This window comes from Micrococcus sp. KBS0714 (genome assembly GCF_002008305.4).
Lineage (GTDB): Bacteria > Actinomycetota > Actinomycetes > Actinomycetales > Micrococcaceae > Micrococcus > Micrococcus luteus.
In genome coordinates, this window is sequence record NZ_CP042169.1 from 677565 (window position 1) to 703597 (window position 26033).

Below are 26033 nucleotides of genomic sequence, written 5' to 3' on the forward strand. Positions count from 1 at the left end.
TTTACACACCCTGCCCGGTCACGAGACCATCACGTCAGAGACGGTCCCAATCGGGTCTGTTGGACACAAGCGTCGGAGGGTCTGAGACGTGGTTGGACAGACTGTGGGGTACGTGCGGGTGAGCTCGGCGGAGCAGAACCTGGATCGCCAACTCGAGGCGGTGGGGGAGTGCGACCGGATCTTCCAGGACAAGATCTCGGGCAGCTCCCGCGCCAAGCGCACCGGGTTGGCGGAGCTGATGCAGTACGTGCGGGAGGGAGACCTGGTGAAGGTCGCCTCCATGGACCGGCTGGGACGGGACACGCGGGACCTGTACGCCATCGTGGACGAGCTCACGGGTAAGGGGTGCGCGGTGCAATTCGTGTCCGAGCGGATCACCGTGGACAAGTCCGGCACCTCTCCGGTGGACGGGCTGATGCTGGGCATTCTGGCGGCGTTCGCTGAGTTCGAGCGTCGAAGGATCAAGGAGCGCCAGGCCGAGGGCATCGCCCTGGCCAAGGCGAGAGGCAAGTACGTGCAGGCCCCGAAGCTCTCGGGCACCGACGTGGAGCAGGCTCGGGTGATGATCGAGATGGGGATCCCGAAGGCTGAGGTGGCGCGCACGTTCGGGGTGAGCCGGCAGACGCTGTACACCTCGTTGCGCCGCTTCGAGTCAGGGTGACCGCTGGGAGCTTCCCTTAGAGGCGACGGTATCCCCGGTGTAAACCTTCGATTGCGCCGACCCGGCTCGGAGGCGAAAAGGTCCGGGCCTGTGCGTCGTCATCCCGCCAGCGGGACATGATCTAACGCTTGAATCGCTCCCAGGCGGACTCCCGGGGCATGACGTAGTGTCCTCTGAATGAGAGGTCATTCAGACGCCTGGCCTACGTCCCTGCGTGCGTTGCGGGCCAATCGCCCTCCGCTGGCTAAGAGGGGCGCCCGGGGCGAGCTGTTCAGCGCGGGACTAGAGCAGGCCGAACAGTTCTGGATGGCCGCAGCCTCGGTCGGCCCGGAAACGAGGCCACTTCTACTCTTCTATGGTCTGGGTCAGGCAGGACAAGCGCTGTGCGCCGCCGCCGCAGTCAAGCCCAGTGCAGGCCACGGGCTCACTTTCAACATGGTGGATCCCCCATATGGAGAACAAGCGGACTTGGGGGAGGTCATGATCGCACCAAATGGAGCAGGGCTGGCCACGGAGGTCGCCTCTATCCGCAAATCCCCTCTTCTCCAGGAGCCGGTCTCGCTGGGGAGGCTGATCGGCGCCCTCGGTTACTTCGCCTTCACTGTGGTTCCCCCTGCAGGCGACACGAATCGGTTACGGGTCGAGGGCGGTGAGAGCGGGGCGCAGAGGAACCCCCACACCTCACCTGCGACAGGAGAACTCACCCTCTCGCCCGTGCCAGCCCACCTGACCACCCGGGATGAACAAGTAGATGTGGGATACCCGGGGGTCGGTCGCCGGACAGGTGCCGCACCCGGTGTGGAGGAGATCCGCGAATGGCTCCGGCCGTACCCCGCACTCGCCAAGCTGGGTACTCCACGGCATGTGAGCGAGCCGTGGAGCTACCCACACGGGAGCTCGTCCATCACGGTCACATGGGATGTCAGCGGTGATGGGAAGGCCGGCACCCAGGCGCAGTGGGTGAGGAGCATTTTGGATGTGGTCTCCGCGGAGCACGGCCCCTCTGGTTCGCCCTACGGGGAGGTGCTTCCTGGCGTCGGCGGGAACGACTCGGCGCAAGATCCGCTGGTCACATGGTGGCTAGTCCTCTATGGCCTGTCGAACCTGGTGCGGTACCACCCGGCGGCGTGGAGGGCGACCCTGGACGTCGATAAGAGCACCCTTGCTGTTCCCCTTGAACAGCTCGTGTCCTTTGCCAGTGAGAAAGTGCCCGATCTGTTGTTCGAGGCCTTCGTCGACCTCGGCGGCGGACGACAGTAGTCGGCACGCCCATCACTCCCGCCGTTAGTGGCGCTCGGAGAGGGTAAGGCGGGCGAGCGCAGCCGCCGCAAACCTTCGATTGCGCCGGTGACCGGACGCCGCTACTTCGGCGGCGTGCCACCGTCTCTCAGCCCATTCGTCAGAAGAGATCTGTCGCGGGGACTGCCTTTACGTGGTTCCCCAATCCACCCTTGATGGTTGAGCTCCAATCGTTCACTGCGGCGTACTCGTCCCAATGGCCGGCGTAGTCACCCAGCTGGTCGTCGACCGCGCGGATAGCGTCTCGCACGCTTTCGGCGGCCCCTTCGCCAGCGAGCTGCTCGGCGATGCGCGCTGCAGCTTCGGCGATCGCCTGCAGCTGGTGAACATCCTGGACCTTAAGGGTGGCTGTGTCCTTCTGAGAACTCATCATGCTCTTACCTTATGCGTGCGATCTTCGATTTCGTCGGTCGAGAAAGGAAGGGTGACCGTGCCCCCGTGTCGTGATGGCGTCTCACCCGCCGTTCCTGCGTTGCCCGCTCTCGATGTCACGCCGCCACCGCGGCGGCGCGACGTCCTCCGCGTCTACACCCTGGCTCATCGGCGGGTACCTCTACGGGGTGAGAGTGGCCAGAGGGCGCTGCGCGAAGGCCTACGCCCTCCTCATGGAGTTGAGTCCCTGATAGTGGTGTAACCCTCCCCGGTCGCCAACACCGTCCCCTTCACGGACGCGGTCACCGTGGGAGCCTTCGAGTGAACCTTCCACAGCACTCTCGAAAGGACATCACCACGATGACCGCTCCACACATTGTCGACCCTGAACGCCTTCTGCGCGAAGCTCTCGGGGAGGCCTCTCCCGATCTGTTGCGCCACCTGCTGCAGACCGTGATCAACGCCCTGCTCTCCGCCGACGCGGACGCGGTCTGCGGCGCCGAGTACGGCAAGCCCTCCGAACATCGGACAGCGCAGCGCAACGGCTACCGCCACCGACCCCTGGACACCCGCGCCGGCACGATCGATGTGGCCATCCCCAAACTCCGGGCCGGCACGTACTTCCCCGAATGGCTGCTCGAGCGCCGCAAACGGGCCGAGTCCGCACTGATCACCGTGGTCGCGGACTGCTACCTGGCCGGGGTCTCGACCCGGCGCATGGACAAGCTCGTACGGCAGCTGGGCATCGACTCGCTCTCGAAGTCCCAGGTCAGCCGGATGGCACAGGAGTTGGACGAGCACATCGAGGCTTTCCGTCACCGGCCGCTGGGCGAGGCCGGCCCGTTCGTGTTCCTCGCCGCCGACGCCCTGACCATGAAGGTGCGTGAGGGCGGGCGTGTGGTCAACGCGGTGGCCATGGTCGCCACCGGGGTCAACGCGGACGGGCGCCGCGAGGTCCTCGGGCTGAGGGTGGCCACCACGGAGTCCGGGGCGGGGTGGAACGAGTTCTTCGCGGACCTGGTGGCCCGGGGGCTGGCCGGGGTGGCACTGGTGACCTCGGACTCCCATCGCGGCCTCGTGGAAGCCGTGGCGGCGAACCTGCCCGGGGCCGTGTGGCAACGCTGCCGCACCCATTACGCGGCGAATCTGATGGCCGTGACCCCGAAGAGCATGTGGCCGGCGGTGAAGGCCATGCTGCACAGCGTGTACGACCAGCCCGACGGGCCGGCCGTGCAGGCCCAGTTCGAGCGCCTGTTGGACTACGTGACCGATCGGCTGCCCGCGGTGGCTGGGCACCTCGATGCAGCACGAGAGGACATCCTCGCGTTCACCTCGTTCCCGAGGGACGTGTGGTCCCAGATCTGGTCGAACAACCCCGCCGAGCGGCTGAACCGGGAGATCCGGCGACGCACGGACGCGGTAGGGATCTTCCCGAACCGAGACGCCGTGATCCGGCTCGTAGGGGCCGTGCTGGCCGAACAGACCGATGAATGGGCCGAAGGCCGCCGCTATCTCGGACTCGAGTTGTTGGCCCGCTGCTCTAACCAGGACCCGGACACCCCCTCGACAACCGGAGCGAGCGCGGAGGTGATGCCGACCCTGGCCTGACTCTCATGCCTTGAAGGTCGTTACACCACTTCCAGGGACTTGACCCCCACATAGGAGCGGCACGAAACCCGGGACGCTTCATCCTGAGACGGCCGGTGGGGGTCAGGGGTGCGTTAGCGTGGGTCATGAGCGGGCTCTTTCCAGCGGAGGGGTTGTTGAGGAACTTCCATCCTGCCGGGCGGGGCCCGCTCGTCTCATCTCAGCCCGGGCCTCGTGCCAAGAACCTCATGACCCACAACAACTAGATGGCGGTTCTGGGTCGCGGGGTGCCCTGGGCCATCTGGCGTCGATGAACGATCGCCCTGTCAGATGCCTCTATGCATTGGCCGGTGACGGTCCGCGGGCCTGGTCTCGTGCTGGGGGTCTGCCATGAGTTTGCTTGACACGAGCTATCAGGCGGCGGCAACCGCCTGGACTGATTGAACCATCTCGAACTCGACAGGGGTGAGCTTCCCGAGACGGGCCTGCCTACGACGGCGGTGATAGGTCCGCTCGATCCAGCTCACGATCGCGAGCCGGAGCTGGTCGAAGGACTGCCAGCGACGCCGGTTCAGCACGTTCTTCTGCAACAGCGCGAAGAAGGATTCCATTGCCGCGTTGTCCCCAGCAGCACCGACCCTGCCCATCGACCCGACCAGGCCGTTGACCCGCAGCGTCTCCACGAACCGCCTGGAGCGAAATTGGGCGGGTTCAACCGGTCGTTGCAACACCGTGCGTTGAGAGCGAGCGTAGCTGCTCGGCGAAGACCTCCGCGGGAGTCTTCCAGTCCAGGACCTTCCTGGGCCTGTTGTTCAGCGTGTACGCGACTGCTGCGAGGTCCTCGGCCGACCATCTCGACAGGTCCGTGCCCTTGGGGAAGTACTGCCGCAGCACCCCGTTCGTGTTCTCGTTCGTCGGCCGCTGCCACGGCGAGTGGGGGTCAGCGAAGAACACCTTCGTGCCCGTGGCCATCGTGAACTGGACATGCCCGGCCAGCTCCTTGCCCCGATCCCACGTCAAGCTCTGACGCAGCTGCTCCGGCACCGTCGCCATCGCCTTGATCAGGGCCGCGGTCATCGCCTCAGCCCCGTACCCACCCAGCGACGGCCCGTTCTTCACCGGCGGCCGCTCACCCCATCCCTCCAGGCGGGGCAAGTGGACCAGGATCGTGGCCCGGCTCTTGCGCTCGGCCAGAGTCCCGATCGCTGAACGCTCGGTCCCGATGATCAGGTCCCCTTCCCAGTGCCCGGGCACAGCACGATCAGCGGCCTCGGGTGGGCGCTTGCTGAACACCACGTCCTCGGTGACGTGGCCCTGGGGCTTGTTCCGGGTACGTGCCCGCGGCTCGCGCAGAGCCCGCCCGGTACGCAGGCACGCGACGAGTTCACGCTTGAGCGCCCCACGCCCCTGGATGAACAGGGACTGATAGATCGCTTCATGAGAGATCCGCATGGACACATCATCCGGGAACTCCAGGCGCAGCCGGTGGCTGATCTGCTCAGGGCTCCACGCCGTGGACCACCGCCGGTCCGCCCGGCGCGGTTTCATCTTCCGCCCCTTGAAACCGGGCCCGACCGGTCCCGGCACGGCCACGCCATCGGGGCCCAGGACCACCCCGTTCAGGCGTGCCTGGACGTAGTCGTGCAGTCGCTGGTTCGTGGCCAGCTTCGCCGGCTTGGGCCGCCTGGCAGCTTCCTGGGCCTTCCACTGCGCCACCGTGGCCCGGTACTCCTGCTTCCCGGAACGAGTGGCGCAGTTACGGCGCAGCTCACGGCTGATCGTGCCCGGGTCACGTCCCAGCGTGCGTGCGATCTGACGGACCCCCTGGCCCTGGGCATGGAGGATTGCGATCTCTTCACGCTCAGCGAAGGACAGATACCGGCCGGTGGGCTCGGCTAAGGACAGCGGGGTCATCCCGCCAGCGTGACGGAACCAGCGCGCCCCGACGGGCCAGGACACGCCCACAGTCAGGGATGCCTCGACCGTGGTGACACCGGTGGCGATTACACGCCAGAACTGGCGTTGGACCTCCCGTGAGGGCTGCGGCCTGCCAGGAGAGCGCATCGGGGCCCGCAAGGCCCGATCCGCTCTCCACTGCCGACGTGTCCCCTCGGGCACGTCACTGATCTTCCTCGCCCAGTCCTTGCTTGCCATCGCCCATACCTCCAGTGATTCCGAGAGGGTGTTGCGACGACCGATTGAATCCACCTTGCGACCCTCGATCCGAATGCACCCGGCAACCCTGCACCTCGGCCTTGCCTCCACGCCGGGCCAGAGCCATCTGCAGGGCATCCAAAGCCAGCTGCGAGCTCATCCGCCGATTGATCGAGTAGCCCACGATCCGGTTCGAGAACACGTCCTTGACCGCGCAGAGATAGAGCTTGGAATCCCCGGCCCAATGCTCTGAGATGTCCGTGAGCCACAGCTGGTTCGGCTTCTCAGCGCGGAACTCACGACGAACCAGATCATCATGAACGGCAGGGCCAGGACGCTTGCCCGAGCCGCGACGGAACCAGTGGCAGCAGCGGACACGCACGAGCCGACAGGCCTTCAACACCTGATGGTCCGACACGGCCAGGCCACGGCCGCGGAGCTCATCAGCCAGGAACCGGTATCCGAACTCCGGGTCACCGGCATGGGCATCGAGGACGGCGTTGGCAGCATGCGCGTCGGACCATTCCCGCGCGCTGACAGGTTCGGCCAGCCACTGGTAGTAGGCCTGACGAGAGAACCCGAGGACCCGGCAGGAGAGTTTCACGGGAATCCCGTCGCGGGCCAGGTCCTTCACGACGGGATAGGTCATTTTGGGGACTGACCCAATTTCAGGTTCGCCTGGGACAGATACGCGGCCGCACGCCGTAGGACCTCGTTCTCCATCTCCAACTCGCGGTTGCGGCGCTTGAGAGCCTTCAGCTCCTCGTTCTCAGCCTTGGTGATGCCGGGCCGGATCCCGGCCTCGACATCATCCTGGGCCAGCCAGCGCCGTAGGCAGGACTCGGCGATGCCGAAGTCCTTCGCGACCTGCGCGATCGGTATCTGACCCTTACGGGCGATCGCGACCACGTCCTGGCGGAACTCTCGGGGGTATGCAGCGGGCATGGGGTCATCCTTCCAGCAGTCCCTCCCGGGACCACAGATCAGATGTCAACCAAACTCACGGCAGACCCTTTCCTCCTACGGGTCAGGACGGGGGTGCCGGGCCAGAGGTCTCGGGCGGGCTGGGCACGGTGGGTGGGGGTGAGCGATAAAGGCATGTTCTTTCCTGGGCGGCCACCGTGCGATGCCCCCGTGGATGGAGGGGTGTGGGCCGGGCGGGAGGGTCAGTGGATGTAGGAGAAGACGCCCATCATCCCGGCCTCGGCGTGGTAGGCGTTGTGGCAGTGGGTTAGCCACTGGCCCGGGTTGTCCGCCTCGAAGTCGAAGACGATGGTTTGCCGGGGTTTGATGATGACCGTGTCCTTGCGGGCGCCATGGTCGGCCAGCTGGAAGGTGTGGCCGTGCAGGTGCATGGGGTGCCACATGTCGGTGTCGTTGGTCATCGTGACCCGCACGCGTTCGTCCAACCGGAGTTCGAAGGCGCCCTCGAAGGGGTTGGCCGGGTCGAAGCGTCGCCCGTTGATGCCCCAGTCGTACTCCATCATCGATCCGGTGAGGCGTACCTCGTGGGTCGTGGTCGGGTCCTTGGGTGGGAGCAGGACGGATTCGTGTGCCTTCAGTCGGCTGCCATCGAGCACGGTTCCGCCCAGGGTCTGTGGGAGCCGACCGGAGAGCGTGGTCTTTGGACCGGCTGCGATGATGCCGTAGGCGTGGCCGGTCTTGCCCTCGGGCAGGGCCAGTACGGGCACCGCCTGGTCGCCGAGGGTGATCAGCACGTCCAGGCGTTCGCCCATCCCCAGGACGACGGTATCGGCCTGGCGGGGCTGGACCGGGAACCCGTCGGTGTGGGTGATGGTCAGTTCCTGGCCGGGGATCCCGACCCGGTAGGCGGTGTCTCCGGCCGCGTTGATCAAGCGCAGGCGGATCCGGTTGCCCGGGGTGCTGGAGAAGGTGTCCGGGTCGGATGGGGGGCGGCCGTTGAACAGGTGCACGGGGATCTTCACGTCGCCGGCGTCCCCGCCCAGATAGTCGCTCTCAGCGCCCATGAGCATGTGCTTCATGGGCATGCCCGAGGAGCTGTCCTGGCTCATGGACCCGTGGTCCATGCCCGCCATGCCGGCCATGCCCTCCATGTCGCCGGACATGTCCATCCCGGCGGAGAGTTCCTCGACGACGTCCTGCGGTGTTCCGGTGATCCCGTCGAGCCAGTCGTCCAGGATCACGACCCATTCCTGGTCGTAGCTGAGGGGCTCGTTGGGGTCCTCGACGATCAGGGCCCCGTACAGGGCGCGTTCGCGCTGGGTGTCGAAGTGGGAGTGGTACCAGTACGTGCCCGGATGGGACAGCCGGAAGCCGTACGTATAGCGTCCTCCGGCGGCGATGGGGTCCTGGGTCACCCCCTGGACTCCGTCGGCGTCGTTGCGCAGGGCCAGCCCGTGCCAGTGCACGCTCGTGTCCTCGGGCAGGTCGTTGGCGACGCTGACCTTGAGCAGGTCCCCGGTCTGGGCGCGCAGCAGCGGCCCGTTGAGGCCGTCGTTGTATCCCCAGGTGGTCAGGCCCCGACCCTGGAGGGAGGTCTCGAGGGGTGCGGCGGAGAGCCGGTGGGTGACGGTGGTGCCCGAGGCGGCGCGTCGTTTCTCGTACTCGGCGACCAGCGGGTCGGTGGGCAGGATGCGCCCTGACGGTTGGGGGCTGATGGCGGGATCGGCGCAGGCGGCCAGCCCGGCCAGCGCCAGGGCCCCGACGGAGGCGCCCAGGAAGGTGCGGCGGGTGGTCAGTGAGGAGGTCATCGGTTCTTCTTTCCGTCATCCGGCCCCGTGTCGCAGGCGGGCGCGACGGGGCCGGGCATGGCTGATCAGTTGCTGGGTGAGGCCGGTGGCGTACCGGGGCTGCGTGCCGCTGTCACCCGGAGGTATTGGCGGACCCTGCGCTCACCGGTGGGGCGCGGCCGGGGGCTTTAGGTGCGGCTGACGGCCAGTTGAGCCAGTGAAGGGTCCACGGGGGCCGGAAATGGGCAACCCAGGGCAGGGGTGGTGCGGTCAGTCCCCCACCGGGGCTAGGCAGGAGGGCCCGGGAGGCCAAGTGGGACACGACAGGTGCCTTGGTCAGGGCCGAGGCGCAGGTATCGTCCACGGCCTCCAGGGCACAGACCGGCAGCCCGGGGTCGGCTGCCTCATCCCCGGCAGGCTCGGCCGGGAGCACGACCTCGGGCACCATGCCGGCCGGACCGATGGCCCCCGGCCCGAGGTGATGAACAGTTGTGGCGGCGGCCGTACCGGTGGCGGCCCAAGCCGCGCTGGTGCCCGTACCAGCGTGCATCCCGAGCAGGCCCAGGATCAACACGAGGGTGCCCAGAACGGTTCGAAGGGCGGGCCAGCCGGACAGGGGGCGGCGGGGGGAGGTCACAGCAGCGATTCGGTGGTGTTCCCGCCGTCCGTGGTGGACAGCACGGTCGAGCCGACGACCAGCAGTGCTTCGGTCTGCCCGTCGTCGGTGATGCCCGTTCCCAGGGCGGTGGCCGTGCCGACCGGGCGGTCGCTGGCGGTCCAGGTGTCGCCGGCGTCGGTGCTGGTCAGCAGGTGTCCCTCGGTGCCGGCGCCCACGGCGGTGGTGTCATCGGCCCAGGCGACCAGGTGCATCAGCTGGGGGGTGTCCAGGGTGGTCCAGGTCGCGCCGTGGTCGGTCGAGCGCAACATGCCGGTTTCGGTGGTGGCCAGCACGGTCCCGGTTTTGGGGGAGATCGCCAGCGATGCCGGGGCGACGGGGATCTCAAGGCTCTGCCAGGTGAGGCCGTCGGTGCTGGCGCGCAGTTGCCCATCGAAGCCGAGGACCCCGTTCGGGCCGGCGGCCAGGGCGTGGAAATCGGATGCGCCGCCGCGGGAGAGCACCGTCCAGCTCTGGCCCCGGTCGGTGGACTCGGCCAGGCCCAGCGGCTCGGGCAGGTCGGTGCGCGGCGCGGGGTGACCCGAGGCCAGGTAGCGGCCCTCGGGAGTCAGAGTGAAACCCATGAAGTCCACGACCGGACCGACCTGGGTCAGCTCCCCGTCCTGGAGCCGGAACAGGCCCTGGTGGGTGGCCAGCAGCACCTCACCGGACTCGGGGTCCCGGGTGAGGGCATGGACGTGGGTGATGGCCGTGCCGGTGCCCTGCGTGCCGGTGCCGGCCGCCGGGGATGTCGCGGGGTTCGGCGCGGCGCAGGCGGTGAGGGTGCCAGCGCCGAGCAGGGTCAGCCCGCCGGCGATCAGGGTTCTGCGGGTCAGGGGGGTCATGGAGCCTTTCCGCCCCGGGCCAAAAGGCGGGGCTTCTACCATTGTCGGCCGGTGACGCGCCGGGATGGGGCGGTTTGCCTTGAAGATTCGATGAAGATTCCCCGCCCCGGCACCGTTCTGAGCCGCCGGGGCGCGAGACAGAGCGAGACTGGACCCATGAACTCTGGCACTGGCACTGGGACTGACACTGGGACTGGTCCGGCGGCCGGCCGGGTGTTGGTGGTCGATGACGAGAAGCCGCTGGCGCGCATGGTGGCCACCTACCTGGAGCGGGCCGGCTACGAGGTGGCCCTCACCCACACCGGCCCGGCCGCAGTGCAGGCCGCCCGGGTTCACGAGCCCGACGTGATAGTCCTGGACCTGGGCCTGCCCGGGCTGGACGGGATCGAGGTGTGCCGGCGGGTGCGGGCCTTCTCCGAGTGCTATGTGCTGATGCTCACCGCCCGCGGCGATGAGCACCACCGGTTGGAGGGATTGGCGGTGGGGGCCGATGACTACATCACCAAACCCTTCAGCGTCCGGGAGCTGGTCGCCCGGGTGGGGGCGGTCATGCGCCGGCCGCGCACAACGGTGTCAGCCCCCGAACCGGAACGGGTCTGCGGTGACCTGGTCATCGACCTGGCCGCCCACGAGGCCCGCGTGTCGGGCCAGGTGGTGCAACTAACGCGCACGGAGTTCGACCTGCTGGCCGCCTTGTCGGGGCGCCCGCACCAGGCCTTCTCCCGGCGCCAGCTGATCGATATCGTCTGGGACCCGGCCTGGGTGGGCGATGAACGGCTCGTGGACGTGCACATCAAGAACCTGCGCCGCAAGCTCGACGCGGACCCGGCCCGCTATATCGACACCGTCCGCGGGGTCGGCTACCGGATGGCGGAGCAATGACCGGCCGGCGGCGCTACCAAGGATTAGCGGCCCGGTTCTTCCTCGCCCAGCTGCTGGTGGTGGGGGCCAGCGTGCTGGCCGCGGTGGTGGTGGCCTCCCTGGCCGGCCCACCACTGTTCCACGAGCACCTGGAACAGGCCGGGGCCGGACACGATGCAGCCCAGATGCTGCACGTGGAGCAGGCCTACCGGGACGCCAATTTCTGGACCCTGGGCGTGGCCCTGGCCACGGCCTTGATCTGCTGTCTGGCATTGACCTGGCATGTCGCCCGCCGGATCCAGAGTCCGATCAACGCCCTGACCCAGGCGGCCAAGGCCATGGCCGGTGGACGGTACGACACCCGCGTGCCGGCCATGGGCGCCGGCACCGAGGTGGAGGAGCTGGCAGGGTCTTTCAACACCATGGCCGCACGGCTTCAGCGCACCGAGGACACCCGTCGACGGATGCTCTCGGACCTGGCCCACGAGCTGCGCACCCCCGTCTCCGTGCTGACCGTCTACCACGAGGCCCTGCAAGACGGGGTGTCCCACTGGGACGAGCCCACCGGTGAGCTGATGGGCGAGCAGCTGGCCCGGTTGACCCGGCTGGTGGAGGACATCAACGACGTCTCCCGCGCCGAGGAGGGCCGGATCGAACTGGACCGCAGCCCCCAAGGGGTCAGCGGGCTGCTGCATGCCGCGACCGAGGCCCACAAGGAGGCCTACGCCACCAAGGGCGTGGCCCTGACCATGGACGCCGATCCGGGCCTGGCCGTGGACGTGGACCGCCAGCGCATGGGCCAGGTCCTGGGCAACCTGCTCACCAACGCCCTGCGCCACACCCCGGCCGGGGGCCGGGTCACCCTCGAGGCCCGACAAAGCCCGTCCGGGGTCACGCTCAGCGTCACCGACACCGGGGAGGGGATCTCTCCCGAGCACCTGCCGCACGTCTTCGAACGCTTCTACCGCGGGGACACCGCCCGCGACCGTGACCACGGCGGCTCCGGGGTCGGCCTGGCCATCTCCCGAGCTCTCATCCAGACCCACGGCGGCACCTTGAGCGCCACCTCCACCACGGCCGGGGCGACGTTCACCATCGACCTGCCCACCAAGCAGCCCCCGACCAGCCCACCTACCGGCGCACCCGTTTATCCACCGTGAACACCGGCGCTCCACCCCTTGAATGATACCCCCGGGGGGTATATACCAAGAGGAGAGGCGCCGTCCGGCGCCGCCCTCAGACCTGAAGGAGACCGTCATGACCGAATCCGCCCGCACCCCGCTGCCGGGGGCCACCAACGGCTGCTCGTGCTGCGCCCCAGCCGCCGACGCCACCGCCCCCGCCGGGCACCAGAGTGCCGACCCAACCGGGACGAGCGCCGGCGACGCGACCTACCAGGTGGAGGGCATGACCTGCGGACACTGCGTGGGCTCCGTCGCCGAGGCCGTGAGCGCCCTGGACGGGGTGGACGATGTCCGGGTCGAACTGGTCGCCGGCGGGGCCTCCCCCGTCACCGTGACCGGGCCCGCCTCCGCGGACTCCGTGCGGACGGCCATCGAAGCGGCCGGCTACCGCGTCCGGATCTAACCGACCCATCCCCTCGAGGTCGGCGCCCCACCGCCGAGCCGGTCGCCGAACAGACCGCCGAGCAGAAGGAACACCATGAGCACCCCGCACCACCACGATCACCCCACCGACCAGACCGCCGAACACCCAGACCCGAACCCCCCCGCCGGCCACGCCAACCACACCGACCATGCCGCCCACCACCCCGCGGACGCGGCCGCCCACGGGCAGGCCATGCCCCAGGGCCACGCCCACTCGGCCCTGGACGAGGACCACCAGGTCCACGACCACGGTCAGCACGCCGGGCATTCCACCGCGATGTTCAAGAACCGGTTCTGGGTCTCACTGGTGCTCTCCATCCCGGTGGTGTTCTTCAGCCACATGGTCGGGCAGCTGCTGGGCTACCACGTCCCCGAGTTCCCGGGCTCGGCGTGGATCGCCCCGGTGCTGGGCACCGTGATCTACCTCTATGGCGGCATGCCCTTCCTGAAGGGCGGGCTGACCGAGTTGCGCGCCCGCCAGCCCGGGATGATGCTGCTGATCGCGATGGCCATCACGGTGGCCTTCGTCGCCTCCTGGGTCACGACCCTGGGCATCGGGGACCTGATGCTGGACTTCTGGTGGGAGCTGGCGCTGCTGGTGGTCATCATGCTGCTGGGCCACTGGATGGAGATGCGCGCCCTGGGCGCGGCCTCCTCCGCCTTGGACGCGCTGGCGGCGCTGCTGCCGGAGGAGGCCGAGAAGGTCGTGGACGGTGACACCATCACCGTGCCGATCACCGAGTTGGCCGTGGGCGATGTGGTGCTAGTGCGGGCCGGGGCCCGGGTGCCGGCCGACGGGACCATCCTCGAGGGCGCCGCGGAGTTCGACGAGGCGATGATCACCGGGGAGTCGAAGCCCGTGCTGCGCCAGGCCGGGGACACGGTGGTCGCTGGGACCGTGGCCACCGACAACACCGTGCGGGTGAAGGTGGCCGCCGTCGGGACCGACACGACCCTGGCCGGGATCCAGCGGATGGTCGCCGACGCCCAGGAATCCTCCTCCCGCGCCCAGGCGTTGGCCGACCGGGCGGCGGCCCTGCTGTTCTGGTTCGCCCTGGTTGCGGCGATCATCACCGCGATCGTGTGGACCGCGATCGGCCAGCCCACCGACGCGGTCACCCGCACCGTGACCGTGCTGGTGATCGCCTGCCCGCACGCCCTGGGCCTGGCCATCCCGCTGGTGATCGCCCTCTCCACGGAGAAGGCCGCCAAGTCCGGGGTCCTGATCAAGGACCGGATGGCCCTGGAGCGGATGCGCACCATCGACGTGGTCCTGTTCGACAAGACCGGCACCCTGACCGAGGGCGCCCACGTCGTCACCGCCGTCACCGCGATGCCCGGCGTGTCCGAGGCAGAACTGCTGGCGGTGGCCGCCGCGGCCGAGGCTGACAGCGAGCACCCCGTGGCCCGGGCCATCGTCACCGCCGCCGGGCAGCACCCGCAGGCCAGCACGTTGCGCAAGCGCGGCACGGACTTCAGTGCTGCCATGGGCCGCGGGGTGCGCGCCACCGTGGACGGCTCCGAGATCCTCGTCGGGGGCCCGAACATGCTGCGCGAGCTTAACCTGACCATGCCGGCGGAGATCACTGAGCACACCGCCTCCTGGACCGCGCGCGGGGCCGGGGTGTTGCACGTGCTGCGCGAGGGGTCCGTTATCGGCGCGGTCGCCGTGGAGGACAAGGTCCGCCCCGAGTCCCGGGCCGCCGTGGCCGCCCTGCACGCCCGCGGCATCAAGGTCGCGATGATCACCGGCGATGCCCGCCAGGTCGCCGAGGCCGTCGGGGCGGACCTGGGCATCGACGAGGTCTTCGCCGAGGTCCTCCCCCAGGACAAGGACACCAAGGTCACCGAGTTGCAGTCCCGGGGACTGTCCGTGGCCATGGTGGGCGACGGCGTCAACGACGCCCCGGCGCTGGCGCGGGCCGAGGTCGGCATCGCCATCGGCGCCGGCACCGACGTGGCCATGGAGTCCGCCGGCGTTGTGCTGGCCAGCAACGACCCCCGCGCGGTGCTGTCGATGATCGAGCTCTCCCAGGCCAGCTACACCAAGATGATCCAGAACCTGGTGTGGGCCACCGGCTACAACGTGCTCGCCGTGCCGCTGGCCGCCGGCGTGCTCGCCCCGATCGGGTTCGTGCTCTCCCCCGCGGTGGGCGCGATCCTGATGTCCGTCTCCACCATCGTGGTCGCCCTCAACGCCCAGCTGCTGCGCCGGATCGACCTGGACCCGGAGCACCTGGCTCCTCTCGAGCGCCCCCGGTCGCAGGCTGCCCTTCAGCCGGCTGCGGTTTCCTGATCTCGCCCCTTGGCGTGAACCCTGATGTGAACCCTCAACCCACCATGAAAGGACCCACCATGAAACGCACCATGACGCTGACCGCCCTGGCCCTGGCCTCCGCCCTGACCTTGACCGCCTGCGGCACCGGCGCCCAGGACGAGAACGCCGGCGCTGAGGCCTCGGCCACTGCGGCCAGCTCCGCCCCGGCCGCCACCCCTGCGGCGACGGCCACCGCGACACCGTCCACCACGGCGACCGGTTCGGCTGAGGAGGTCTCCGCCGAGCACAACGACGCGGACGTGATGTTCGCCCAAATGATGATCCCGCACCACCAGCAGGCCGTTGAGATGAGCGAGATGCTGCTGGCCAAGGATGACGTCCCGGCGGAGGTGGCCGCGTTCGCCCAGAAGGTCATCGACGCCCAGGGGCCGGAGATCAAGCGCATGAACTCCATGCTCACCGCCTGGGGCCAAGACCCCGTGGACACGGACGGCATGGACGGTATGGAGGGCATGGACCACGGCGGGATGTCCGGGATGATGTCCGAGGAGGACATGACCGCCCTCGACCAGGCCCAGGGCACCGAGGCCGCCCGGTTGTACCTGGAGCAGATGACCGCCCACCACAAGGGCGCCGTGGACATGGCCAAGGACGAGGCCAAGGACGGCCAGAACCCGCAGGCCGTGCAGCTCGCCGAGCAGGTCATCGCCGACCAGGAGGCCGAGATCACCGAAATGCAACAGATGCTCGACAAGCTCTGAGCACCGTCGTCCGCTGCGGGGATCCGGTGAGACGCGGCTGGCGATAGACCCCGAAACCGGAACGGGTCCTCCAGGAAAGGAGACGAGCATGCAGGACAAGATCAAGGTCGCGGTGAACGGGTACGGGGTCATCGGCAAACGCGTCGCCGACGCGGTCCGGGCCCAGGAGGACATGGCGCTGGTCGGAGTCAGTGACGTCATCGCTGACTACCGCATCGCGACTGCGGCCGGGAAGGGTATCCCCGTCTACGCCTCTACCGAGCAGGCCCTACCGGTGATGGCGGATGCCGGCCTTCCCGTCGTCGGAGGCCTGCACGACCTGCTCGAGAACGTTGACGTCGTGGTGGACTGCACCCCGGCCCAGGTGGGCGCCGGCAACCTGGAGCTCTACCGTGCCCACGGGGTCAAATCCGTGTTCCAGGGCGGGGAGAAGCACGATCTCACCGGCCACTCCTTCGTCGCCCACGCCAACTACGCCACCGCCCTGGGCCGGGACAGCACCCGGGTGGTGTCCTGCAATACCACCGCCACCGTCCGGGCCCTTACCGCGCTGAAGGACGTCGGACTGCTGTCCAAGGCCCGGGGGGTGCTCATCCGCCGGGCCACCGATCCGTGGGAATCGGACCATTCCGGGATCATGAACACCATCGTCCCCGAGGGCCGAATCCCCAGCCATCAGGGGCCCGACGCCCAGTCGGTGGTCCCGGACCTGGACGTGGTCACCATGGCCGCCAAGGGAGCCCACACTCAGAACCACCTGCACTACTGGACGATCGAGCTCACCCGCCCGGCCGAGAAGCAGGAGGTGTTGGAGACGTTCCGGGCGATGCCGCGGATCGCCTTCGTCCGGCGCTCGGACGGCGTCGTGGCGGTCAATAGCACCGTGGAACTCATGGAGGACCTGGGCCGGCCCCGGGGTGATATGTATGAGGTGGCCCTCTGGGAAGACATCCTCACCGTGGACGGCAACGAGCTGTACTACACCTACACGGTGGACAACCAGGCGATCGTCATCCCCGAGAACATCGACGCGATCCGGGCCCTCACCGGAACCGTCGACGACGGCGGCGAGTCCATCCGGTGCACCGACCGCGCCTTGGGGGTGCGCCAGGACTTCGTGCGCTCCTCGGTGGCTGCCCGTTGAACTGCGCGGCAGACGCCGCTGAGGCGGTGCCCGGCCCCAGGAATGGGGGGTGGTCGGACACCGCTTCGGCGGCCGCGGACTACCGCAGCGGTCCTATGGCCTCCGGTCAGGTGCGAGAGGCCGTCGCGATCGCGTTGATGGCCTCATCCAACACCGCATTGAACTGCGCTGGGCTCTGGGCCGTACTCAGCCCTTCGGTCAGGGCGCGGGAGAAGCTGGCGATCACGCCGTGGTTGCGGGCCAGCAGGGTGGTGGCCTGGGCCCGGGTATAGCCGCCCGACAGGGCCAGGACGCGGATCACTCGGGGATGGTCCACGAACTCGCGGTAGAAGTCCGCCCGCTCCGGCAGCGTCACTTTGAGGATGACCGACTGGTCGTCTCCGAGCTTGTCCAGTTGGGCGAGGATTGCCGCCTTGAGCTGGTCCTCCACCTCGGCCTTGCGGGGGCTGCGGATATCCACCTCGGGCTCGATGATGGGCACCAGCCCGGTAACGAGGATCTGACGGGCGAGCCCGAACTGCTGCTCCACGACGGAGCCCACCCCGTCCCCGGGCAGCTTGATGACCGAGCGCATCTTCGTTCCGAACATGTGCTTTTCGACGGCTCGAGACAGTAAGTCATCCAGGTGCGGGATGGGTTTCATGAGCTGGGCGCCTTGCTGTTCCGGGGCCAAGCCCTGGTCGATTTTGAGGAAGGGCACGATGCCTTTGCTGTTCCACAGGTAGTCGCCCGTGGGGGAACCCTCCACCTGGCGGTTCATTGTGTTCTCGAACAGGATGGCCCCCATGACGCGCTCACCGTCGAAGCTGGGGCTGGTGATGATACGTGTGCGCAACTGGTGTACCAGGTCGAACATCTCCTCTGGGCCGGAGTAGGCATCCTTGTCGATCCCGTAGAGGTGCAAGGCCGCCGGGGTGCTGCCCCCGCTCTGGTCCAGCGCCGCGACGAATCCGGCACCGTTCCTGACCCTCTGATACTTCTCCGAGTCCATGGGAGCCTTCCGCGGCGAGGGAGCACGGTGGTCCGGGTTCCCTGCGCGCGTCATGGACGACTGGCCGCCCTCAAGGGGGAACGGTCATCAGCAGGCTCAACCCAGGGTGACGAGCAGGTCGGCGCAGGCCTGCTCACACCGGCGGCAGGCCTCGGCACACACCTTGCAGTGCTCGTGCATCTGGGCGTGGCTCTCGCATTCGTCCCCGCACGTCTTGCAGGCGGCCCGGCAGGCCTCGAGCAGGGCGCGGGTGGTCTCGACGTTGTTGCCGGTCTGCCGGGACAGCATCCGGCCTGTGGCGGCGCAAACATCGGCGCAGTCCAGGTTCAACCGGATGCACTGCCTCAGGTCGGCCACCATGTCCTCGGCCAGGCAGGCGTCCGCGCAGGCCGTGCAGGTCTGGGCGCACTCGAAGCAGGCCTGGATGCACTCGGCCAGCTTCTGCCGGTCGATGTTGCCCACATTCTTTGGGTAGGTGTCCAGCATGGCGCTCACGTGATGGGTCATGATGTGCTCCTTCGTCGATCTGATCCGACGCACCGGCCTTCGCCGGCCCGCCCTGCCATCGACCGTAGACCGCCCCGCCGACGCGGGTGAAGGGCTCAACCTTGAAGGTTCCGTGAAGATCGCCGGCCACGGAGGCCCGCGGACTCCTTTACGGGCAGGGATGACGCAGGTGTGACCAGCCGCCCCTCAGCCCGGCCGACGGCCCTGAGGACCACGCCGACGGGGAGGACCAGCAGGGCTCGCCTCAACGTGGATCCTGTCGGACCGGACGGTCGGTGTCAGGAAGAGCGCTTATGCGATCCGACCAGGGGCGTCGAGGCCGCCGGTGCAGGGTTGCCGGGTGCATTCGGATCGAGGATCGCAATTTCGAGCCAGGCGGTTCGTGGAGACGCTCCGGGTCAACGGCCTGGTCGGGTCGATGGGCAGGGTCGGTGCTGCTGGGGACAACGCGGCAATGGAATCCTTCTTCGCGCTGTTGCAGAAGAACGTGCTGAACCGGCGTCGCTGGCAGTCCTTCGACCAGCTCTGGCTCGCGATCGTGAGCTGGATCGAGCGGACCTATCACCGCCGTCGTAGGCAGGCCCGTCTCGGGAAGCTCACCCCTGTCGAGTTCGAGATGGTTCAATCAGTCCAGGCGGCTGCCGCCGCCTGATAACTCGTGTCGCGCAAACTCATGGCAGACCCTTCTCACGCGCCTGAATCTCGCCGTCATGGATCGACAGCACCTCGGTCTGTGCGCCAGCCCGCTCCAGAAGCGCCGCGCAGGCTCTGACTGACCGACATCAGGAAGCACTTCACGGCTGAGGAGAAGCTCTGTCTCTGCGCGAACAAGGCCGTCGCAGGCCGCGGCGGTGCAGCCGTGGTGGCTGGGTGCCTGGTGCACGAGGACCGGGGCTCGCAGTTCCGATCTGGCCTATTTCAGGACGCGCGCACCCGTCATGGGCCGATCGGCTTCGTACTCGACGTCCTGACGCGCGGTTCTGCCGGCCGGTCGGCCTGATCCCGCGCTCCGGGTGATCACGGCGTCGGATCGAGCCTGACAGGTCAGCGTCGGCGCCGTGGTGGATGGCATGCACCACCCCCACGAGCGCCGTGTCGCGTTCAGCACTCTGGTGGGCCTACCTGCCCCCTCACTCCGCCAGGAATTCCAGCAGGATCCGGTTGAACTCCTCGGAGTGGCTGGTGTTGAAGCCGTGCGGGGCATCCTTGACCAGTTCGACGCGGCTGCCGTCGATCGCCTTGTGCGTCCGCTTGCCGGAGCCCTCGAACGGCACGATCTGGTCGGCGTCGCCGTGCAGGACCAGGGCCGGCACAGTCACTGCGGGCAGGTCGCGGCGGAAGTCGGTGGCCCCGAACGCGTCCATGCAGGCCAGCGCCGCCGTCTGGTCGGACTGCAGCGCCATCCGGATGGCCTCCTGGCGCTGTTCCTCGGTGACCTTCAGGCTGCTGGTCAGGCCGGCGAGCTTGGGGGTGGAGAAGAACGTCGTCGTGAAGTCGTCGAAGAACGACTCGCGGTCCTTCTCGAGACCCGCGCGCATCTCGGCGGCCTGCTTCTCGGTCAGCGGGCCGTCCGGGTTGTCGTCGGTCTTCAGCAGGTACGGGGGCACGGCGCCGGCGAACACCACCGAGTGGATCCGGTCCGCGCCGAATCGGGACATGTAGCGCGCCACCTCGCCGCCGCCCATCGAGAAGCCCACGAGCGTCACGTCGCGCAAGTCGAGCTCGGTGAGCAGGCCGTACAGGTCGGCGGTCATCGTGTCGTAGTCGTAGCCGCCGGCGGGCTTCTCCGAGGCGCCGAAGCCGCGCCGGTCGTAGGTGATCACGCGATAGTGCGGGGACAGGGCTGCGACCTGGTCCTTCCAGGAGTCGAGGGTCAGCGGCCAGCCGTGGATGAGGACCACGGGGCGCCCATGGCCGGACTCCTCCACGTTCAGCCCGATCGTGCCGTGGTCCGTGGGGATCTGCATGAGGGTCATGTGCGCATGCCTTCCTGTGCTCTCGGGGGACGACGGCGGCGCTCGGCCGCCGCTTCCTCCTCACGCTAGGCACGCGCTCGGCACGTGTCAGGCTTCGGCCTCCGCCATCCTGCGCAGCGTCAGCGCGTTGAAGGCGGCGTGGCCGTGGTTGTCGTTGTAGAAGGAGACGTGAGCGGGCCGTGCGCCCGCCGCGTCCGCGCCGGTCAGCTCCCGCAGCCGCCCCACCCAGGGGCGAGCTCGGCGTCGGAGAACGATCCGCCGTAGCGCCGGTCCGGGTCCGCGTTGTGGAAGCGCACGTAGGCGAGACACCCGGTCGCGCTCCGTGCAGTGGTCGAGCTGATCGGCGATCCGCAGCCCCTGCGGGTAGAAGGTCCCGCGCCCGTGCTTGTAGATCCAGCCGGAGGTCCCGATCCGCACATCCAGCCCCCGACGACACTCCCGGCCCGGGTCCCCGGGTCTTGCCATGACCTGCCGCTGGGCCCGATTGCCCCGGTCCAGTGAACGCCGTGACCGGCCCGGTGCCCGCCCGCGACCCGGGCGCCCGTCCACTACTGTGACAGGAATGGACACGACGCGATTCGACGACGACCTGCGCGCGATGCTCGGCGAGGTGGAGTCGGACCGCCGCGGCGAGCCCTCCGACTACCTCGAGGACGTCGCCGGCCAGCATGTGGACGGCCTCGCCGTGGCGGTGTGCACGGTGGACGGCCACCAGGCCGCCGCCGGGGAGACCGAGCACGCCTTCGCGCTGCAGTCGGTCTCCAAGGCCCTCACCTACGCGGTGGTGCTGCAGGAGATCGGCCTGGACCACGTGCTGGAGGACGTGGGCGTCGAGCCCTCCGGTGAGTCGTTCAACCACCTGTCCCTGCACGACGACGGCCGGCCGTGCAACCCGCTGATCAACGCCGGCGCCATCCTGGTCCACTCCCTCCTGCCCGCCGGGGACGAGGACGAGCGGACGGCCCTGCTGCTGCGCCGCTACAGCGCGCTGGCCGGCGTCGAGCTGGAGGTCTGCGAGGACGTCCTCGACGCCGAACGCACCCGCGCCGACCGCAACCTGGGCCTGGCCCACCTGCTCGCCGACGCCGGCCGGCTGCCCATCTCGGCCCGCGAGGCCGTGGCCGGGTACCTCGCGCAGTGCTCGGTCCTGGTCACCGCACCCCAGCTGGCCGTCATGGGCGCCACCCTCGCCGCTGGCGGCACGAACCCCGTGACGGGGGAGCGGGTGCTGGACGAGTGGGTGGCGCAGCAGACGATGTCCGTGATGCTCACCTGCGGCATGTACGACGCCAGCGGCCAGTGGGTGGCTGAGGTCGGCGTGCCCGCGAAGTCCGGCGTCTCGGGCGCGCTGCTCGGTGCCGTGCCCGGGGCCCTGGGCCTCGCCGCGTGGTCGCCGCGCCTGGACGAGCAAGGTAACTCCCGGCGTGGCATCGGGTTGTTCGAGGGGCTTAGCGCGCGCTGGGACCTGCACGTGCTCCAGCACCGTGGCGCCCTGCGCGGTCTCAGCGGGCCCCGCTGACCCCGCGCTGATGCCTAGCCGCCGCGCCGTCGTCGCGTGGGCCACCCCGCCGACGACGCCGCGCTCCGTCCCTTGTCACCCTCTGGCGCGCGCCGCGTAGCATCGGGCCCATGACCACTCCAGAGAAGAAGGACGACGCCCCCGCGATCCCCGTGCAGGACTCCCAACTGGCCCACGACGACCCGCGCACCCGCCACCCGAAGCTCCGCGTCGACAAGCAGCGCCAGCCCGAGCCGGGCCTGGACGTGAAGACGGATCCCGTCCCGGACATCGGTCTGGACTCGTACCGGGGGATGGGTCGGCTGACCGGCCGCAAGGCCCTGATCACCGGCGGCGACTCCGGCATCGGTGCCGCGGTCGCCATCGCCTACGCCCGTGAGGGCGCGGACGTCGCCATCGCCTACCTGCCTCAGGAGCAGCCCGACGCCGACCGCGTCCTGGCGGCGATCGAGGCGGCCGGGCGCACCGCCGTCGCGTTGCCGGGCGACCTGATGGACGCCGACTACCGCGCCTCCCTCGTGGACGAGGCCGCGCAGCGCCTCGGTGGCCTGGACATCCTCGTGAACAACGCGGGCAAGCAGTTCATCTCCGATGACCTGACCGATCTCACCGACGAGCAGGTCCACGAGACGTTCCAGATCAACATCATGTCCATGTTCACGCTCAGCCGCGCCGCGCTGAAGCACATGGGCCCGGGCAGCACGATCGTGAACACCACCTCGGTGCAGGCCTACAACCCCAACCCGAGGCTCCTCGACTACGCGGCCACCAAGGGCGCCATCAACAACTTCACCAAGGGCCTGGCCGAGCAGCTCGGCCCGAAGGGCATCCGTGTCAACGCGGTGGCGCCCGGGCCCATCTGGACGGTGCAGCACGTGTCCTACGGTGAGCCCGAGGAGAAGCTGCCCGAGTTCGGCCACAGCAACCCCATCGGCCGCGCCGGCCAGCCCGTGGAGATGGCGCCCGCCTACGTGTTCCTTGCCTCGGGCGAGTCCAGCTACGTCAACGGCGAGACCCTCAACGCCAACGGCGGCACGCCCACCCCGTGACCGCCCGCCTCCTCGCCGACGTCGACACCGGCATCGACGACGCCTGTGCCCTGCTCCACCTCGTGGGCGCCCACCGCCTCGGTGCCGGCCCCGAGCTCGCGGCCGTCACCACCACGGGCGGCAACGCGACCGCCCGGGACTGCGCCCTCAACACCGCCGCGGTCCTGGACCTGGCCGGCCGGGCCGACGTCGAGGTGGCCGTCGGTGCCGAGACCCCGCTGCGCCGCCCCGCGGTCACCACCCCGGAGACCCACGGCGACGGCGGCCTCGGCCATGCCCGGATCGTTCGGCGCCCCGAGCGGCTCTCGCCCCGGCCCGCCGTGGACGTGTGGCTGGACGAGCTGCGGGCTCACCCCGGGGAGACGGCGATCCTCTGCACCGCGCCGCTGACGAACCTGGCCCTCGCCCTGCGCACCGAGCCGCGCCTGCCGTTCCTCGCCCGCGGCATCGTGATCATGGGCGGCTCCTTCTATCATCCGGGCAACACCACGCCCACCGCCGAGTGGAACACCTGGGTGGACCCCGACGCCGCGAAGGAGGTGTTCGCGGCCGTCGAGGGCCTGCCCGAGGACCGCCTGCCGATCGTCTGCGCGCTCGAGACCACGGAGCGGATCGAGTACACGCCCGCCCTGCTGGACGGCCTCCTGGCCGACGCCGGCGCCCACCCCGTCGGCTGGTCCGCGGACCGGCCGCGGGTCGCCGGGCCGGACGCCGCGACCGGCAGCCCCGTCCTGGACGTGCTCGCCGACGCGCTGCGCTTCTACTTCGAGTTCCACCACGACTACGACCAGGGCTACATCGCCCACCTGCACGACCTCTTCGCCGCCCAGGTGGCCGCGGGCCAGGCCCGGATCGCCACGCGGGCCACCGTCGTCGACGTCGAGGCGGACTCGGAGCTGCTGCGCGGCACCACCGTCCACGACACGCGGGACATCTGGGGCAGGCGCCCCAACGCCCAGCTCGTCACGGCCAACGACCCCGCGGAGGTGTTCGCGGCCTTCGCCCGCGCGGTGGGCGCCGTCGTCGCGGGGGAGCGCACGCTCGACGGCGGTTCCCCGGCCCGGTGACCGCCGTCGGGAATGCCCCCCGTCCGCGTGCGGTTGCACCCGAGGCATCCGCCCGACCCCGACCTCCCAGGAGTGCCCCCATGACCAGCGTGCCCACCGTCCCGTTCCACGACGGCCAGCAGATCCCGCAGCTCGGATTCGGCGTGTGGAAGGTCGAGGACGACGTCGCGGCCGACGTCGTCGAGCAGGCGATCCGCGCCGGCTACCGCCACATCGACACCGCCGCGATCTACGGGAACGAGGAGGGCGTGGGCCGCGGCATCGCCGCGTCCGGCGTCGCCCGCGAGGAGCTGTTCCTCACCACCAAGGTGTGGAACTCGGACCAGGGCTACGAGGAGGCGCTCGCCGCCCTCGACGTCTCGCTGGACAAGCTCGGCACCGACTACGTCGACCTCTACCTCATCCACTGGGCCAAGCCTGCGCAGGGGAAGTACCTGGAGACGTGGAAGGCCCTGATCGAGGCGCAGAAGCAGGGCAAGGTGCGCTCGATCGGCGTCTCCAACTTCCCGGCCGCCCAGCTCGAGGAGATCATCGAGGCCACCGGTGTGGTGCCCGTGATCCACCAGGTCGAGACCCACCCGTACTGGCAGCAGCGTGAGCTGCGCGAGGTCGAGGGCCGCCACGGCATCGTCCACGAGTCCTGGTCCCCGCTGGGTCAGGGCGGCGACCTCCTCGCCGACCCCGTGGTCACGGAGATCGCCGAGGCCCGCGGCGCGACGCCGGCCCAGGTGGTCATCGCGTGGCACCTCGCCCACGGCTTCGTGGTCATCCCCAAGTCCGTGACGCCCGAGCGCATCGTCTCGAACCTCGAGGCCGCGGGGGTGGAGCTGACCGACGACGACGTCGCCCGGATCGACGCGCTGGACCGCGAGGACGGCCGTCTCGGCCCCGACCCGGCGGTCATCGACTTCTGATCCAGCCGCCATCGCGCGCACCCGGCCCGTCCCCCTGGGGGCGGGCCGGTGATAGCTTTGCTCGAGAATGCCCGGCGACCGCCGCGCCGCCCGGGCGCATCTGTCCAGGCACTCCACGGAAGGCATGCACCATGTCCCACCAGGCTCCCCCCGCCGATGCGTCGAAGGTCCGCGCGCCGCGGACCGCCGTCCCGGTGACCCCGCAGACCCGCGCGAGCTCGCTGACCGACCTGCTCGGCGCCGTCGTGCGCCTGTTGCCCCTGCAGATGAAGGACGAGCTCGAGCTCGCCAAGAGGCACGTGGCCGCGAAGGGCAAGAAGGCCGGCATCGGCGCCGGCATCGCGGTGGTGGGCCTGTTCTTCCTCGCACTCATGGTGGTCGCCCTCGTGGTGACCCTGATCGGCGCCTTCGCCGACCCGACCTTCTGGTTCCCGGCGCTGATGGTGGCGCTGGCGTTCCTCGTGCTCGGCCTGATCTTCGCCGGCGTCGGCCTCATGATGGTCAAGGGCGCCATGCCGCTCGTGCCGCAGGAGATCGTGCGCAACCTCGAGTACGACCTCGGCTACCTCAAGGAGGGCAACGCCTTCGATCCGGCCGAGTACGACCGCCTCAAGGCGGAGCGCGCCGAGGCCAAGCGTGTCGAGGCCGCCCGCGAGGCCGAGCGGAAGAAGGTGGAGAAGGAGGAGAACAAGAAGGCCCGCAAGAACGGCGAGGCCGCTCCCCATCCGGACCGCGCCGACGCCAGCGAGGCGGAGATCCGTCGCCGTGCCGACCTGCGCCGCCGCCACCTGGGCGACATCCGCTCCGGCCTGGACGAGAAGACCAGCGTGAAGGGCCAGCTCGCGGCCTTCGCCGCGCAGCGCAAGGGTCGCGGCGTCACCCCCGAGACCGCACACGCCACCGAGCAGACCGCGCCGTTCACCGGTGCCGCCCGCGCGGGGGAGCGGACCGCCGAGGCCGAGGACTACGTGAAGGACAACTGGCAGCCGCTCGCGCTGCTCGGCGCCTCCTCCGCCGCGTTCGTGGCGCTCGCCGGCCGCCTGCGCCGCCGCTGACCCGGGGGTGCCCGCCCTCC

At 69.3% G+C, this 26033-nt stretch carries 24 protein-coding genes and 2 pseudogenes; 15 read left to right on the forward strand and 11 right to left on the reverse strand.

The features are described 5' to 3' along the window. The first annotated feature begins 88 nt into the window (after nucleotides 1-88). Both B1A86_RS03095 and B1A86_RS03100 read left to right on the forward strand, forming a co-directional pair. Nucleotides 89-661 (forward strand): recombinase family protein, encoded by a 573-nt coding sequence (locus tag B1A86_RS03095; protein ID WP_078025635.1) that lies wholly within the window; start codon nucleotides 89-91, stop codon nucleotides 659-661. Between the two features lie 177 nt (nucleotides 662-838). Continuing rightward, nucleotides 839-1921, forward strand: a complete 1083-nt coding sequence (locus B1A86_RS03100) for a YaaC family protein (protein ID WP_371705211.1) — start codon at nucleotides 839-841, stop codon at nucleotides 1919-1921. Nucleotides 1922-2060: 139 nt separating this feature from the next. On the opposite strand, the gene B1A86_RS03105 is transcribed toward B1A86_RS03100, so the two are convergent. Further along, a complete protein-coding gene (locus B1A86_RS03105; protein ID WP_078025637.1) occupies nucleotides 2061-2333 on the reverse strand; it encodes a hypothetical protein in 273 nt (90 codons plus the stop codon). 359 nt (nucleotides 2334-2692) lie between these two features. Between B1A86_RS03105 and B1A86_RS03110 the strand changes: the two genes are divergently transcribed. Further along, on the forward strand, nucleotides 2693-3940 hold the full coding sequence (locus B1A86_RS03110) for an IS256 family transposase (protein WP_145930911.1): 1248 nt from the start codon (nucleotides 2693-2695) through the stop codon (nucleotides 3938-3940). Between the two features lie 392 nt (nucleotides 3941-4332). On the opposite strand, the pseudogene B1A86_RS03115 reads toward B1A86_RS03110, so the two are convergent. From B1A86_RS03115 to B1A86_RS03140, 6 genes and pseudogenes are all read right to left on the reverse strand, one after another. Continuing rightward, nucleotides 4333-4626: pseudogene (locus tag B1A86_RS03115) on the reverse strand (integrase core domain-containing protein); the annotation flags it as partial. A gap of 4 nt (nucleotides 4627-4630) precedes the next feature. Then, nucleotides 4631-5833, reverse strand: coding sequence for an IS30 family transposase (locus tag B1A86_RS03120; RefSeq protein ID WP_138976788.1), 1203 nt, complete (start codon nucleotides 5831-5833; stop codon nucleotides 4631-4633). 205 nt (nucleotides 5834-6038) lie between these two features. Continuing rightward, a complete protein-coding gene (locus B1A86_RS03125) occupies nucleotides 6039-6722 on the reverse strand; it encodes a DDE-type integrase/transposase/recombinase (RefSeq protein ID WP_089529288.1) in 684 nt (227 codons plus the stop codon). After that, nucleotides 6719-7018 carry a transposase gene (locus B1A86_RS03130; protein WP_049147108.1) on the reverse strand — a complete coding sequence of 100 codons (300 nt, stop codon included), beginning with the start codon at nucleotides 7016-7018 and terminating at the stop codon, nucleotides 6719-6721. The genes B1A86_RS03125 and B1A86_RS03130 overlap by 4 nt, the downstream gene beginning before the upstream one ends. A 221-nt stretch (nucleotides 7019-7239) precedes the next feature. Next, nucleotides 7240-8805: a multicopper oxidase family protein gene (locus B1A86_RS03135; RefSeq protein ID WP_078026185.1), complete on the reverse strand. Its 1566-nt coding sequence runs from the start codon at nucleotides 8803-8805 to the stop codon at nucleotides 7240-7242. A 612-nt stretch (nucleotides 8806-9417) separates the two neighbouring features. Then, complete coding sequence (locus tag B1A86_RS03140; RefSeq protein WP_036340675.1) at nucleotides 9418-10284, reverse strand: F510_1955 family glycosylhydrolase; 867 nt, start codon at nucleotides 10282-10284, stop codon at nucleotides 9418-9420. A gap of 156 nt (nucleotides 10285-10440) precedes the next feature. On the opposite strand from B1A86_RS03140, the gene B1A86_RS03145 reads away from it, so the two are divergent. The 6 genes from B1A86_RS03145 (at nucleotide 10441) to B1A86_RS03170 (ending at nucleotide 16935) form a co-directional block, all read left to right on the forward strand. Next, nucleotides 10441-11166, forward strand: a complete 726-nt coding sequence (locus B1A86_RS03145; protein ID WP_036340673.1) for a response regulator transcription factor — start codon at nucleotides 10441-10443, stop codon at nucleotides 11164-11166. Then, nucleotides 11163-12305, forward strand: coding sequence for a cell wall metabolism sensor histidine kinase WalK (locus B1A86_RS03150; RefSeq protein ID WP_002854301.1), 1143 nt, complete (start codon nucleotides 11163-11165; stop codon nucleotides 12303-12305). The genes B1A86_RS03145 and B1A86_RS03150 overlap by 4 nt, the downstream gene beginning before the upstream one ends. 97 nt (nucleotides 12306-12402) lie before the next feature. Next, nucleotides 12403-12732 carry a heavy-metal-associated domain-containing protein gene (locus B1A86_RS03155; RefSeq protein WP_002854303.1) on the forward strand — a complete coding sequence of 110 codons (330 nt, stop codon included), beginning with the start codon at nucleotides 12403-12405 and terminating at the stop codon, nucleotides 12730-12732. Nucleotides 12733-12807: 75 nt separating this feature from the next. Then, nucleotides 12808-15048 carry a copper-translocating P-type ATPase gene (locus B1A86_RS03160; protein WP_078026184.1) on the forward strand — a complete coding sequence of 747 codons (2241 nt, stop codon included), beginning with the start codon at nucleotides 12808-12810 and terminating at the stop codon, nucleotides 15046-15048. A gap of 59 nt (nucleotides 15049-15107) precedes the next feature. Continuing rightward, nucleotides 15108-15791: a DUF305 domain-containing protein gene (locus B1A86_RS03165; protein WP_020621535.1), complete on the forward strand. Its 684-nt coding sequence runs from the start codon at nucleotides 15108-15110 to the stop codon at nucleotides 15789-15791. Between the two features lie 88 nt (nucleotides 15792-15879). Next, complete coding sequence (locus B1A86_RS03170) at nucleotides 15880-16935, forward strand: type II glyceraldehyde-3-phosphate dehydrogenase (RefSeq protein ID WP_020621534.1); 1056 nt, start codon at nucleotides 15880-15882, stop codon at nucleotides 16933-16935. 106 nt (nucleotides 16936-17041) lie between these two features. Here the strand turns inward: B1A86_RS03170 and B1A86_RS03175 are convergent, their stop codons facing one another. Both B1A86_RS03175 and B1A86_RS03180 read right to left on the reverse strand, forming a co-directional pair. After that, nucleotides 17042-17926 carry a fructose bisphosphate aldolase gene (locus B1A86_RS03175; protein ID WP_020621533.1) on the reverse strand — a complete coding sequence of 295 codons (885 nt, stop codon included), beginning with the start codon at nucleotides 17924-17926 and terminating at the stop codon, nucleotides 17042-17044. Between the two features lie 96 nt (nucleotides 17927-18022). Further along, entirely contained in the window at nucleotides 18023-18433 is a 411-nt protein-coding gene (locus B1A86_RS03180) for a four-helix bundle copper-binding protein (RefSeq protein ID WP_002854316.1), read from the reverse strand. A gap of 310 nt (nucleotides 18434-18743) precedes the next feature. Between B1A86_RS03180 and B1A86_RS03185 the strand changes: the two are divergent. Continuing rightward, nucleotides 18744-19085, forward strand: a pseudogene (locus B1A86_RS03185) (transposase); the annotation flags it as partial. A 478-nt stretch (nucleotides 19086-19563) separates the two neighbouring features. On the opposite strand, the gene B1A86_RS03195 reads toward B1A86_RS03185, so the two are convergent. Next, nucleotides 19564-20409 (reverse strand): alpha/beta fold hydrolase, encoded by an 846-nt coding sequence (locus B1A86_RS03195; protein WP_020626611.1) that lies wholly within the window; start codon nucleotides 20407-20409, stop codon nucleotides 19564-19566. An 87-nt stretch (nucleotides 20410-20496) separates the two neighbouring features. Then, the gene (locus tag B1A86_RS11685) at nucleotides 20497-20874 is read right to left on the reverse strand and encodes a hypothetical protein (protein WP_152743227.1); all 378 of its coding nucleotides are present in this window, start codon (nucleotides 20872-20874) and stop codon (nucleotides 20497-20499) included. A gap of 97 nt (nucleotides 20875-20971) precedes the next feature. Between B1A86_RS11685 and glsA the strand changes: the two genes are divergently transcribed. From glsA to B1A86_RS03225, 5 genes are all read left to right on the forward strand, one after another. Beyond that, the gene (glsA, locus tag B1A86_RS03205; RefSeq protein ID WP_168196729.1) at nucleotides 20972-21928 is read left to right on the forward strand and encodes a glutaminase A; all 957 of its coding nucleotides are present in this window, start codon (nucleotides 20972-20974) and stop codon (nucleotides 21926-21928) included. A 110-nt stretch (nucleotides 21929-22038) separates the two neighbouring features. Continuing rightward, nucleotides 22039-22977, forward strand: coding sequence for an SDR family oxidoreductase (locus B1A86_RS03210; RefSeq protein ID WP_078026180.1), 939 nt, complete (start codon nucleotides 22039-22041; stop codon nucleotides 22975-22977). Continuing rightward, on the forward strand, nucleotides 22974-24044 hold the full coding sequence (locus B1A86_RS03215) for a nucleoside hydrolase (RefSeq protein WP_078026179.1): 1071 nt from the start codon (nucleotides 22974-22976) through the stop codon (nucleotides 24042-24044). Before B1A86_RS03210 ends, B1A86_RS03215 begins: the two co-directional genes overlap by 4 nt. Before the next feature lie 80 nt (nucleotides 24045-24124). Continuing rightward, a complete protein-coding gene (locus B1A86_RS03220; protein WP_078026178.1) occupies nucleotides 24125-24958 on the forward strand; it encodes an aldo/keto reductase in 834 nt (277 codons plus the stop codon). Between the two features lie 131 nt (nucleotides 24959-25089). Then, on the forward strand, nucleotides 25090-26013 hold the full coding sequence (locus B1A86_RS03225; RefSeq protein ID WP_078026177.1) for a phage holin family protein: 924 nt from the start codon (nucleotides 25090-25092) through the stop codon (nucleotides 26011-26013). Nucleotides 26014-26033 lie beyond the last annotated feature (20 nt).